Origin of the sequence: Streptomyces sp. NPDC048696 (assembly GCF_043198895.1) — a bacterium.
In the GTDB taxonomy this organism is placed as follows: domain Bacteria; phylum Actinomycetota; class Actinomycetes; order Streptomycetales; family Streptomycetaceae; genus Streptomyces.
In genome coordinates this window covers 61,148-73,142 of record NZ_JBICVJ010000018.1, presented here as the reverse complement: position 1 = coordinate 73,142, position 11,995 = coordinate 61,148, and the positions used below count along the sequence as shown (strand labels likewise).

9 protein-coding genes are annotated in these 11,995 nt (G+C 70.4%); 2 read left to right on the top strand and 7 right to left on the bottom strand.

The genetic code is table 11. The annotated features are described in order from the left end of the window. Positions 1–7 precede the first annotated feature (7 nt). From ACGFRG_RS30510 to ACGFRG_RS30500, 3 genes are all read right to left on the bottom strand, one after another. Positions 8–667: a histidine phosphatase family protein gene (locus ACGFRG_RS30510; RefSeq protein WP_361429892.1), complete on the bottom strand. Its 660-nt coding sequence runs from the start codon at positions 665–667 to the stop codon at positions 8–10. Between the two features lie 98 nt (positions 668–765). Continuing rightward, positions 766–1,371 (bottom strand): YdbC family protein, encoded by a 606-nt coding sequence (locus tag ACGFRG_RS30505; RefSeq protein ID WP_393269106.1) that lies wholly within the window; start codon positions 1,369–1,371, stop codon positions 766–768. A 33-nt stretch (positions 1,372–1,404) separates the two neighbouring features. Further along, positions 1,405–2,232 carry an arylamine N-acetyltransferase gene (locus ACGFRG_RS30500; protein ID WP_393269104.1) on the bottom strand — a complete coding sequence of 276 codons (828 nt, stop codon included), beginning with the start codon at positions 2,230–2,232 and terminating at the stop codon, positions 1,405–1,407. Between the two features lie 91 nt (positions 2,233–2,323). Here ACGFRG_RS30500 and ACGFRG_RS30495 point away from each other — a divergent pair, with 91 nt between their 5' ends. Further along, positions 2,324–2,851 (top strand): TerD family protein, encoded by a 528-nt coding sequence (locus ACGFRG_RS30495; RefSeq protein ID WP_393269101.1) that lies wholly within the window; start codon positions 2,324–2,326, stop codon positions 2,849–2,851. A 124-nt stretch (positions 2,852–2,975) separates the two neighbouring features. On the opposite strand, the gene ACGFRG_RS30490 is transcribed toward ACGFRG_RS30495, so the two are convergent. Next, complete coding sequence (locus ACGFRG_RS30490) at positions 2,976–5,870, bottom strand: vitamin B12-dependent ribonucleotide reductase (protein ID WP_361429884.1); 2,895 nt, start codon at positions 5,868–5,870, stop codon at positions 2,976–2,978. A gap of 140 nt (positions 5,871–6,010) precedes the next feature. After that, positions 6,011–6,532 (bottom strand): transcriptional regulator NrdR, encoded by a 522-nt coding sequence (nrdR, locus tag ACGFRG_RS30485; protein ID WP_188275511.1) that lies wholly within the window; start codon positions 6,530–6,532, stop codon positions 6,011–6,013. Between the two features lie 668 nt (positions 6,533–7,200). Here nrdR and lexA point away from each other — a divergent pair. Beyond that, complete coding sequence (gene lexA, locus ACGFRG_RS30480; RefSeq protein ID WP_361429882.1) at positions 7,201–7,995, top strand: transcriptional repressor LexA; 795 nt, start codon at positions 7,201–7,203, stop codon at positions 7,993–7,995. A 122-nt stretch (positions 7,996–8,117) separates the two neighbouring features. Here lexA and ACGFRG_RS30475 read toward each other — a convergent pair whose 3' ends face one another. Both ACGFRG_RS30475 and ACGFRG_RS30470 read right to left on the bottom strand, forming a co-directional pair. Continuing rightward, complete coding sequence (locus ACGFRG_RS30475) at positions 8,118–10,088, bottom strand: ATP-dependent DNA helicase (RefSeq protein WP_393269096.1); 1,971 nt, start codon at positions 10,086–10,088, stop codon at positions 8,118–8,120. Positions 10,089–10,125: 37 nt separating this feature from the next. After that, the gene (locus tag ACGFRG_RS30470) at positions 10,126–11,958 is read right to left on the bottom strand and encodes an IucA/IucC family protein (protein ID WP_393269094.1); all 1,833 of its coding nucleotides are present in this window, start codon (positions 11,956–11,958) and stop codon (positions 10,126–10,128) included. Positions 11,959–11,995 lie beyond the last annotated feature (37 nt).

Genomic DNA, 11,995 nt, shown 5'->3' with positions numbered 1-11,995 from the left:
ACCCACTCTAACCGGAGATCCCATACGGCTCGGGGACGCGCCAGCGTGCGAACGGCCGGTCGAGGGTGTAACGCCCGTCCGTACCGAGAACGAGCGTGCGCGTCTCGGCGTTCCCGGGGTTGGACAGCGACTCGAAGTCGGCCACCGTCCAGTGGAACCAGCGCATGCAGAACAGCCGCATGGTCAGACCGTGGGTGACGAGCAGGACGTTCGGCGGATGGTCCGGCGCCTCGAAGCTGCGGTGCAGGCTCTCCAGGAACGACCCCACCCGGTCGTACACGTCCGCCCCCGACTCGCCCTGCGCGAAGCGGTAGAAGAAGTGCCCGTACGCGTCCCGGTAGGCCTTCTGCAGCCGTACGTCGTCCCGGTCCTGCCAGTTCCCCCAGTCCTGCTCGCGCAGCCTCGGCTCCTCGCGGATCCGCACGAGATCCGGGTCGAGCCCGAACTCCCGGAACGTCTCGTGGGTGCGGCGGTACGGCGAGACGTACACGCTGACCCGCTCGCGCCCGAATATCTCGCGCAGCCGCTCCCCGGTCGCCCGGGCCTGGAGCCGTCCGGGCTCGGTGAGCCGCAGCGCGTGGTCCGGCTCGCGCTCGTACACGGTGTCATCGGCGTTCCCCTCCGACTCGCCGTGCCGGACGAGGACGATGCGACGCGGTCTTGCCATGCCCAAACCCTAGATCGCCGCGCGCGCGTTCGAGCACTCGTCCGGGCCCGTACGGCGTACGAGCGCCGCTCGCCGGGCCGCGCGCGGCCGGGAACCGGTCAGACCGTCCAGGTGGGACTCAGGTCCACGACGTCCCCCGTCAGCGCCGCCACATCGGCCTCCGTCCCGGCGCGCAAGGAGAGCCGCTCGACCCGCTCGACCCGGTATTTTCCGTGCTCGGCGGCGGACTGCCACATGGAGAGCACCAGGAACTCGTTCCCCGGCGCCTCGGCGAACACCCCCCGCAGCATCCCCGGCGACCCGGCCATCGCCGGGTTCCAGATCTTCTCCTGCGCCGTCGCGAAGTGCACGACCCGGTCCTCGTGCACCCGGCAGTGCGCGACCCGGACCACGTCGGCGTCCGTGAAGCGCGGCTCGAAGCCGGTCTTCACATCGAAGCGGTGGGCGAACAGGGCGGCCCGGGCGTCCCGGTAGGTGCCGGACTGGGCGGCCGCGAGCCGGTCGTGCGCACGCGCCATGAAGGAGTCGTAGAACGGCCGACTCTCCCAGAACGTGAACACATGGGCGACATCCGGCCGCCTCCGGCTCCACCCGCCGCCCTGGCCCCGGAATCCCGGCTCCCCCAGCAGCCCCGCCCACTTCCGCTGGCCCCGGTCGAAACCGGGACGGTCGACGACGGTGCAGCGAATCCACTTGACCAGCACCGCGCCATCGTACGGCGCGGAGCCCGGCCCCGGTCACGCTCCGGCGGACCCGCCCGGGCCGAGCTCCCCGAGGCGTACGACCTCGTCGTCCTCCAGCACGATCCCGAACACCTCCGTCAGCACCCGCCCCAACTCCTCGGCGGGCACGGTCACTTGCTCACTGGAGCCGTCCGTACGGACGGTGGTGAGCTCGTCGCGCACCAGCGCGCGGCGCACCCCGGGCGCCCGGCGCTGCGCCACCACCTGGCCGACGAACTTGGACAGCGGATGCGAGGAGCTGTAGTGGTTCATGACCGCGAAGTCCGCGGGGTACAGCGTCTGCGGGGCGAAGGAGTAAAGGCCCACCCATCCCTCGGGCCGCAGCGAGCTCAGCACATGGATGCCCTCGGCCTCAGACGTGATCCGGAACGTCCAGCCGCCCTGCTCGACCACCGCGCCGTGGCGCAGCGGCACCGGCTCCAGCGGGCCCTGGCTGCCGAAACCGGTGTCGCACAGCCAGCGCTCGCCCTCGACGGTGACCAGCAGCAACGCGTGCGTGACCGCCGTCAGTACGGCACCGCGCGTCCGGTTGCGCGCCCCGCGCGCCGCCACCTCGAACCCCAGCCGCTCCACGACGGCGGCGAACAGCGTGTTGTGCTCGTAGCAGTAGCCGCCGCGCGACTGGCCGACGAGCTTGCGCTGGATGCTCTTGACGTCCAGCGGCACGGGCCTGCCGAGCGCCACGTCCAGGTTCTCGAAGGGTATGGCGACCGTGTGCGCCCGGTGCAGCGCGCTCAGCGTGGCGAGCGTCGGCGCCGCGCTGCCCCCGTACCCGATCCGCGCGAAGTACGCGTCCAGGTCGACCTCTTCACCGTTCCACATCTCCAACCTCCCCGTTAACCAGGGGTCTTCGTGACCCCCGCACACCACAATGATCGTGCCACGCGCGCGAGGAGCGTGGCAGCATGGGGAGATGAGCATCAGCAAGGGGCTCGACAAGGTCGAGGTGGCGCTGCGCTGGGACCCCAGTCCCGTCGGGGCGGCCGACCACGACCTCGATGTGATCGCCGCCGTCTATCCGGCCGTGGCTCCTTACGGGCCGCCCGCCTATCTGGTGCACTTCGACAGCCGCTCCCCGGACGGGACGATCTATCTCAGCCGGGACAGCACGACCGGCCAGGGCCTGGGCTACGACGAGGCCCTGACCATCGAGTTCGCCCGCCAGCCGGACGACCACGCGCGCGTGGTGGTCGGTGTGGTGATCCAGCAGCACGCGGGCAGGCTGGTCTTCGCGGACATCGCGGCCCCCGGCGTACGGATCCGCGAGGGCTACACCGTGCTCGCCGAGCACGACTTCTCGGCCGTGGCGGGGAGCACGGCCGCGGTCGTCGCCGAGTTCGTCCGCGCCGAATCCGGCGTCTGGGAGTTCCACCCGTGCCTGCGGGGCTTCGACCTGGACCCGGACGCGTTCAGCGTGGCGATGGGCGCGCGGGTCGCGTAACGCCGAAGAGGGCGCGTAACGCCGAAGAGGGAGCCGACCAGGGGTCGGCTCCCTCTCTCATGTGCGGGCCGACGGCCTCAGCGAGGGGTGCTCACCGAGGCGTCGGACGCGGCTGCGCTCGTGGTCAGCTGCAACCGCTGGTCGAGCCGCAGCCCTCGCAGATGTAGCAGGAACCGGCCCGCTGCATCTTCGTGCCGCAGGAGAAGCAGAGCGGCGCGTCGGCGCTGACACCGAGCTGCATCTCGACGAGCTCGGCCGAGTTGTGCACGGCCCTGGGGGCCTCGACGACCACCGGCTTGGGCGCGGCCACGGCCTTCAGGGTCTCCGTGTGACGCGGGGCGGACTGGGCCAGGCCCTCGACGTCCACCTCCTCGTCCTCCAGGGTCGGCTCGTACGAACCGGTGTCCAGGTGACGCTGGCGCTCCTCGGCGGAGTGGATGCCGAGCGCGGAGCGCGTCTCGAACGGCAGGAAGTCCAGCGCCAGGCGGCGGAAGATGTAGTCGACGATCGACTGCGCCATCCGCACGTCCGGGTCGTCCGTCATACCGGCCGGCTCGAAGCGCATGTTGGTGAACTTCGAGACGTACGTCTCCAGCGGAACGCCGTACTGCAGACCGACCGAGACGGCGATCGAGAAGGCGTCCATCATGCCCGCGAGGGTCGAGCCCTGCTTGGACATCTTCAGGAAGACCTCGCCGAGACCGTCGTCCGGGTAGGAGTTGGCGGTCATGTACCCCTCGGCGCCACCGACCGTGAAGGAGGTGGTGATGCCCGGGCGGCCCTTGGGCAGACGCTTGCGGACCGGGCGGTACTCGACGACCTTCTCGACGGCCTTGCGGATCTCCGCCTCGGCCTTCTCGGTGACCTCGGCCTTCTCCTTCTCCTTGGTCTTCGCGGAGAGGGGCTGGCCGACCTTGCAGTTGTCGCGGTAGATCGCGAGCGCCTTGACGCCCATCTTCCACGCCTCGAAGTAGACCTCCTCGACGTCCTCGACGGTCGCCGTCTCCGGCAGGTTGACCGTCTTGGAGAGCGCGCCCGAGATCCACGGCTGGATGGCGGCCATCATGCGGACGTGGCCCATCGCGGAGATGGAGCGCTCGCCCATGGCGCAGTCGAAGACCTCGTAGTGCTCGGTCTTCAGACCCGGGGCGTCGATCACGTTGCCGTGCTCGGCGATGTGGGCGACGATCGCCTCGATCTGCTCCGGCTGGTAGCCGAGGCGGCGCAGCGCCTGCGGGACCGTGCCGTTGACGATCTGCATCGAGCCGCCGCCGACCAGCTTCTTGAACTTGACCAGCGCGAGGTCGGGCTCAAGACCGGTGGTGTCGCAGGACATCGCGAGACCGATGGTGCCGGTGGGGGCGATGACCGACGCCTGCGCGTTACGGAAGCCGTTCTTCTCGCCGAGGCGGACCACGTCCTGCCAGGCCTCCGTGGCGGCGGCCCAGATCGGCGAGTCCAGGTCGTCCATGCGGACGGCCTTGGTGTTCTCGTCGGCGTGCTGCTTCATGACGCGCTGGTGCGGCGCGGCGTTGCGGGCGTAGCCGTCGTACGGGCCGACGACCGCGGCGAGCTCCGCGGAGCGCTTGTACGAGGTGCCGGTCATCAGCGAGGTGATGGCACCGGCGAGCGCGCGGCCGCCGTCCGAGTCGTACGCGTGGCCGGTCGCCATCAGCAGGGCGCCGAGGTTGGCGTAGCCGATGCCGAGCTGGCGGAAGGCGCGGGTGTTCTCGCCGATCTTCTGGGTCGGGAAGTCGGCGAAGCAGATCGAGATGTCCATCGCGGTGATGACCAGCTCGACGACCTTGGCGAACCGCTCGACCTCGAAGGACTGGTGACCCTCGCCGTCGTCCTTGAGGAACTTCATGAGGTTCAGCGAGGCGAGGTTGCAGGACGTGTTGTCCAGGTGCATGTACTCGCTGCACGGGTTCGAGCCGTTGATCCGGCCGGACTCCGGGCAGGTGTGCCAGTGGTTGATGGTGTCGTCGTACTGGATGCCCGGGTCGGCGCAGGCCCAGGCCGCCTCGGCCATCTTGCGGAAGAGGGACTTGGCGTCGACCTCTTCGATGACGTCGCCGGTCATACGGGCGCGCAGACCAAACTTGCCGCCGGTCTCGACCGCCTTCATGAACTCGTCGTTCACCCGGACCGAGTTGTTGGCGTTCTGGTACTGGACGGACGTGATGTCGTCGCCGCCCAGGTCCATGTCGAAGCCCGCGTCGCGCAGCGCGCGGATCTTCTCCTCCTCCTTCACCTTGGTCTCGATGAAGTTCTCGATGTCGGGGTGGTCGACGTCGAGGATGACCATCTTGGCCGCGCGGCGGGTGGCGCCACCGGACTTGATGGTGCCGGCGGAGGCGTCCGCGCCGCGCATGAAGGAGACCGGACCCGAGGCGTTGCCGCCGGAGGACAGGAGCTCCTTGGAGGAGCGGATACGGGAGAGGTTCAGGCCGGCGCCGGAGCCGCCCTTGAAGATCATGCCCTCTTCCTTGTACCAGTCGAGGATCGACTCCATGGAGTCGTCGACGGACAGGATGAAGCAGGCGGAGACCTGCTGCGGCTGGGGCGTGCCGACGTTGAACCAGACCGGCGAGTTGAAGCTGAAGATCTGGTGCAGGAGGGCGTACGCCAACTCGTGCTCGAAGATCTCGGCGTCGGCGGGCGAGGCGAAGTAGCCGTACTCCTCGCCGGCCTTCGTGTACGTCTTCACGATGCGGTCGATGAGCTGCTTGAGACCGGTCTCGCGCTGCGGGGTGCCGACGGCTCCGCGGAAGTACTTGCTGGTGACGATGTTGACCGCGTTCACCGACCAGAAGTCGGGGAACTCGACGCCACGCTGCTCGAAGTTGATCGAGCCGTCGCGCCAGTTGGTCATGACGACGTCACGGCGCTCCCACGTCACCTCGTCGTACGGATGCACGCCGGGGGTCGTGTGAATGCGCTCGATACGCAGACCCTTGGTCGCCTTGGATCCCTTGGTGCGGGATCCTCGTGCCGGGCCGCTCGCCGTCTCTGTCATGCCGCCTCCCATACGCGGGCGAAAACGCCCAGAAGTGCCCGAATGTTCCCGTGGCACGGTGTCTGTCTTGTGCCCCGGGCGCCGCGCAGAGCGCCCGTTGCAGGTCCTGGATTGCCGCCGGTCGGCGGCCGGGCCGCCGGTCAGTCGGCGGCGGTGGCGGGCACGGGGACCTCGGGGGTCACACCTGCCACGCGCGCGTCCGCGAGGTTCGCGGGAGGCCGTTGTTCGCGGAGTTCCGCGATGGCGGCCTCGAAGTCTTCAAGGGTGTCGAATGCCCGGTACACGGACGCGAAGCGCAGGTACGCGACGAGGTCGAGCTCCTGCAACGGGCCGAGTATGGCCAGCCCCACGTCGTGGGTGGTCAGCTCGGCGCTGCCGGTGGCGCGCACCGCCTCCTCGACCCGCTGGCCGAGCTTGGCGAGGGCGTCCTCGGTGACCGGCCGCCCCTGGCACGCCTTGCGGACGCCAGAGATGACCTTGGTGCGCGAGAAGGGTTCAGTGACGCCCGACCTCTTGATCACCATCAGCGAGGCCGTCTCCACCGTCGTGAAGCGACGGGAGCAGTCGGGGCACTGACGGCGCCTGCGGATCGACGTGCCGTCGTCGGTGGTGCGGCTGTCGACGACACGGCTGTCGGGGTGCCTGCAGAAGGGGCAGTGCATAAATCCCAACCCTCCTTCACAGCACGACTGAATAGCCCCGCCAGGCCCGTTGGGCCCCGCGAAGCAGCCACAAGCATAGGCGATGGCCACGGTCCCCAAGGACCAAGGACCACAACTTCTGGGTGGCTGTGCCCATCCAACCACTACATCTGGGGTTTCGCCGCCATCCATCCACTACCGCGTGTCGCGGCGCGGTCGCATACGGAACACCTCGGGACGGCTTGGTTCCGGGCCGTGTTCACCCGCCGCCACAGGGCGACCGAACGGCGCCGCACACGGCACCGCGAAGAAGGCTCCGCCGACGACCGCCACAGCGGAACGGGCGCGCCCCATCGGGTTTCGCGGGACCGGATGGCAAACTGGGCGACCGGTATCGACCACCGCGCCGCCGTCGTACGCACGTCGTACGTACGCAGGGTGCGGCGGTCGTCGGCGGAGCCTTCGGGGCGTCGCCCCGGCGGTCGGCTCCGGATGCGGTGTCGGCAGCAAAGGGTACCCAATCGCCCGAATCGCCTGCCGATCGGCCCCCGCAATGGGGGCTCGCATACACCGCGCCCCATAATCGCGTCACGCTTTCTGCGATTTTTCACTCGAACGTGTGTTTGGCGCAACCTTTCGAAAGCAACTACCGTTGTCCAGCTAGGGAGACCATTTCGAGAGGGGCCGACGTGACCACCACCGCAGACAGTGCCACCATCACTGCCCAGGACCGCTCCCAGACCCGACTTGAGCCGGTGCATGCCATGAATGACGTAGTCACGAACCAGGAGGGCGGCGAGGCCGCGCGGCCCGCGCGCTCGCTGCCCGGCCGACCTCCAGGCATCAGGGCCGACAGCTCGGGTCTCACGGACCGCCAGCGACGGGTCATCGAGGTCATCCGCGACTCCGTCCAGCGCCGGGGCTACCCGCCGTCGATGCGGGAGATCGGTCAGGCGGTGGGTCTCTCCAGCACGTCGTCCGTCGCCCACCAGCTCATGGCCCTGGAGCGCAAGGGCTTCCTGCGCCGCGACCCGCACCGGCCGCGCGCGTACGAGGTGCGCGGCTCGGACCAGCCCAGCACCCAGCCCACCGACACCACCGGCAAACCGGCCGCGTCCTACGTCCCGCTGGTCGGCCGCATCGCCGCCGGTGGCCCGATCCTCGCCGAGGAGTCGGTGGAGGACGTGTTCCCTCTCCCCCGCCAGCTGGTCGGTGACGGCGAGCTCTTCGTCCTGAAGGTCGTCGGTGACTCGATGATCGAGGCCGCGATCTGCGATGGCGACTGGGTCACGGTGCGCCGCCAGCCGGTCGCCGAGAACGGTGACATCGTGGCCGCCATGCTGGACGGCGAAGCCACCGTGAAGCGCTTCAAGCGCGAGGACAACCACATCTGGCTGCTCCCGCACAACGCCGCCTACCAGCCGATCCCCGGCGACGAGGCGACGATCCTCGGCAAGGTGGTGGCGGTGCTGCGGCGGGTCTGACCGACCGGCCGCCAAGGACCGGCCCCGGGACCCACTGCGCCGGTCCCGGGGCCCTGCTGTACTTAAGGGGCGCGGGGAACTGCGCGACCAGCCCCCACCGGCCCGCAGTCACATTCAGCGCCCTACTTCCCCTCCGCCTTCGCCACCGCGTCAATCGCCGCGAGCGACCGCCGTACCTGGTTGCGGTCCGTGGTGTACCAGAAGTCGGGCAGCGAGGCCCGCAGATAGCTGCCGTAGCGCGCGTTGGCCAGCCGAGGGTCCAGGACGGCAACCACACCCCGGTCCCCCGTCGCCCGCACCAGTCGGCCCGCGCCCTGCGCCATCAGCAGCGCGGCATGGGTAGCGGCGACCGCCATGAAGCCGTTGCCGCCGCCCTCCTCCACCGCCTTCTGGCGTGCGCTCATCAGCGGGTCGTCCGGGCGCGGGAACGGAATCCGGTCCATGACCACCAGCTGGCAGCTCGCGCCCGGCACGTCCACGCCCTGCCAGAGCGACAGCGTGCCGAACAGACATGTCTCCGGGTCGGCCGCGAACGTCTTGATCAGCTCGCCCAGGGTGTCCTCGCCCTGGAGCAGGATCGGCTTGTCGAGCCGCCCGCGCAGCTCCTCGGCCGCGGCCTGGGCCGCCCGCATCGAGGAGAAGAGACCGAGCGTACGGCCGCCGGCCGCCTCGACCAGCTCCGCGAGCTCGTCCATCATGTCGCCCCGCGAGCCCTCCCGGCCCGGCGTGGCCAGATGGCGCGCCACATAGAGGATGCCCTGCTTCGGGTAGTCGAAGGGCGAGCCGACGTCCAGGCCCTTCCACTGCGGCACGTCCTCGCCCTCGGTGCCCTCCGGCGCCAGGCCCAGCGAGGCGCCCACCCCGTTGAAGTCGCCACCGAGCTTGAGCGTGGCCGAGGTGAGCACCACCGAGCGCTCGGCGAACAGCTTCTCGCGCAGCAGCCCGGAGACCGAGAGCGGAGCGACCCGCAGGGAGGCGCCGAACCGGTCGTGCCGCTCGTACCAGACGACGTCCCACTCGGAGCCGTTGGTGATCCGCTCGGCGACGTCATGGACGCTCTCGACCGCGGCGAGCGCCTGCTTGCGCACCGCGTCCTCGTCCTGGACCGACTTGTCGCGGGTCGAGCCGATCGCCGAGATCACCGTGCGGGCCGCGTCGCGCAGCGCCATCAGCGCGTATCCCAGGTCCTCCGGGATCTCCTCCAGGCGGCCGGGCAGGGCGAGCTCCATCAGCCGCTCGAAGCCCTCGGCCGCCGTCTGGAGCTGGTCGGCCGCCTTCTCGTTGACGAGCTTGGCGGCCCGGCGCACGGCCCGGTTGACCTGCCCGGGCGTGAGCTCGCCGGTGGCGACGCCGGTGACCCGGGAGACCAGCTCATGGGCCTCGTCGACGATCAGCACCTCGTGCTGCGGCAGGACCGGGGCGCCCTCGATGGCGTCGATCGCGAGCAGCGCGTGGTTGGTGACCACGACGTCGGCGAGCTTGGCACGCTCACGGGCCGACTCCGCGAAGCACTCCGCCCCGTACGCGCACTTCGTGGCGCCCAGGCACTCGCGGGACGACACGGACACCTGGCCCCAGGCCTTGTCGGAGACGCCGGGCGTGAGGTCGTCCCGGTCCCCGGTCTCGGTCTCGTCCGCCCAGTCCCGCATCCGCAGCAGGTCCTGGCCGAGCTTGCTGGTGGGAGCGGCCGCCTCGAACTGGTCGAAGAGCCCCTCCTCCTCTTCCTGCGGCACGCCTTCGTGCAGGCGGTGCAGGCAGAGGTAGTTGGAGCGGCCCTTGAGCATGGCGAACTGCGGGCGCCGGCACAGCTGCGGGTGCAGCGCCTCGACCGTACGCGGAAGGTCACGCTCCACGAGCTGGCGCTGGAGCGCGAGCGTCGCCGTGGCCACCACGACACGCTCGCCGTGCGCGAGCGCGGGCACCAGATAGCCCAGGGACTTTCCGGTGCCGGTGCCGGCCTGGACGAGCAGGTGGGAGCCGTCGTCGATGGCGTCGGCGACGGCCGTGGCCATCGTGACCTGGCCGGGCCGCTCCACACCGCCGACGGCGGATACGGCGGCGTGCAGGAGCTCGGGGAGAGATGGCTTCGTCATAGCCCGTCCACCCTACGGCTCCCCACTGACAATCCGATCACGACGGCGGCGCGAGCGGGTTGGGGACGGTCCCCTCGACGGCCGCGTGCGGGCGCTCGGGGCGGTCCCGGTAGCCGTCCAGGTGCAGCCGGTTCCGGTTCAGGCACAGCCGCTCGATCCGTGGGGTGAGCAGGTCGAACGTCTCGTACCGGTCCTTGAGCTCGGGGAACCTGGCCTGGTGCCGCACGATCTCGTCGCGCACCAGGGCCCAGAAGTCGTCCTCGGCGACGTCCAGCTGCTCCTCGCACAGCGGGGCGAGGAAGCGGAAGACGCCGACGAAGAGCCCGGAGTGGATGAACTGGGTGAGGAAGGAGGGCGGCTCGGTGAGCAGCACCTCGCGTACGTCGCCGGGCATCGCGTCGTGCTCGGGCAGCGGCTCCGCGCTGATGTTCACGTCGTCCACGAAGTCCTTGATCGCCAGCCGTACGGGGACGTCCCGGTCGTCGAAGACGACGATGGCGTTCTCGCCGTGCGGGGAGAAGACGGTCCCGTAGCGGTACAGGAAGCGCAGCAGCGGCGGCAGCAGCGCGCCGAACAGCCGGCGCAGCCAGAGGTGGGGGGCGAGGCCGGAGCGGTCGACGAGCTCGGCGGTGAAGGCGCGCCCGCGCGGATCGGTGTGGAGCAGTGAGGCGAGCGTCCGCGCGCGCTCCCCGGGCGCGAGCCTGCTCTGCAGCGGCTCCCGCCAGATCGCCCCGAGGAGTTCTTTGTACTGGTACGGAACCTCGGCGACGTGGTCGTACACGGGGTGCTCGACCGCCACCGAGGCGACCTCGCCCAGCAGGATCACCCCGCACTCGTCCCGCAGGAAGGGGTCCCGGTCGCGCAGGGAGTGCACCCAGGCGGTGACGGCCGGGGCCGCCAAAGTGCGCTCGGTGGGCAGGCCGCGCCAGACGAGCGTGTTGAGGATCGACAGCGGCAGCTTCACCGTGTGCCGCTCGGGCCGCGAGGTGTTCACGAAGGTCCGGATGGACTGCTGCGGAAGGCGCAGATCGCTGTCGCCGGGCAGCGGCACGATCGCGTCGTCGGCCACGGCCGGGGCGAACAGCGGCAGCACCACCTCGTCCCACTGCCAGGGGTGGACCGGCAGATAGAGGTAGTCGGCGGGGTCGAGGCCACGGCCCCGGAGCGTGGCGGCGAAGCTCTCGCGGACCGCCGGGTCGAGCTCGCGGCGGTAGAGCTGATCGGGGGCGGCGAGCCCCGGCACACCCCGGTAGCTGGCGAGGTCGGTGCGGACCGCGAGCCACGGCAGCGGGGCGGCCCGGCGGGCCTCGGGGGCCCACTGCTCGGTCTCGGCGGCCGAGAACCCGAGCCGGCCTTTGTTCAGGACCAGCCACGGGTGGCCGGTCTGGTGGCCCTCCAGCTCCTCGTACCCGACGTCGGCGAGGCGGGCGGCGGACAGCGCGGTGTGGTCGAGGCGGGTGTCGGCGGCGAGGGTGGCCGACAGTTCGCGCACCAGGTGGCCGAAGGTGGCGCCGTCGAGGCCGAGCGTGCGGCGGGCGAGGACGAGGAACCGGAGGGGGTCGCCGAAGGGCCGTCCCTGATGGCCGATCGAGTCCTCGTCGACGCGCCAGTCGTCGTACGCGCCGCGCCGGGCGCGGAAGGTGAGCGCGGAGCCGTCGTCGAGGGACTGCGTGTAGTGCCTGCCGTCACCGTTGCCGTCCGGCCGCGCGACCGGCTCGATGATTCCTTCGTACGCGAAGGCGCCGAGCGTCTTGGCCAGCAGTCGGCGGGCGGCGCGTTCCCACGTCTCGCGGTTCAGCTCGGGCGGCGCGAGCAGCGGAGCCTGTTCCTCCCGTTCGTCGAAATCATCGGGGACCAGCGGATTCGGCAAGGCGACTCCTCGGGGTGGAACCGAAGCGGTTCGAGCG

Excerpts from the sequence above, each read along its gene's own strand:
- ACGFRG_RS30490 (WP_361429884.1), bottom strand. The coding sequence starts at position 5,870 with ATGACAGAGACGGCGAGCGGCCCGGCACGAGGATCCCGCACCAAGGGA.
- ACGFRG_RS30475 (WP_393269096.1), bottom strand. The coding sequence starts at position 10,088 with ATGACGAAGCCATCTCTCCCCGAGCTCCTGCACGCCGCCGTATCCGCC.
- ACGFRG_RS30495 (WP_393269101.1), top strand. The coding sequence starts at position 2,324 with ATGAGCATCAGCAAGGGGCTCGACAAGGTCGAGGTGGCGCTGCGCTGG.
- ACGFRG_RS30510 (WP_361429892.1), bottom strand. The coding sequence starts at position 667 with ATGGCAAGACCGCGTCGCATCGTCCTCGTCCGGCACGGCGAGTCGGAG.
- ACGFRG_RS30500 (WP_393269104.1), bottom strand. The coding sequence starts at position 2,232 with ATGTGGAACGGTGAAGAGGTCGACCTGGACGCGTACTTCGCGCGGATC.
- nrdR (WP_188275511.1), bottom strand. The coding sequence starts at position 6,532 with ATGCACTGCCCCTTCTGCAGGCACCCCGACAGCCGTGTCGTCGACAGC.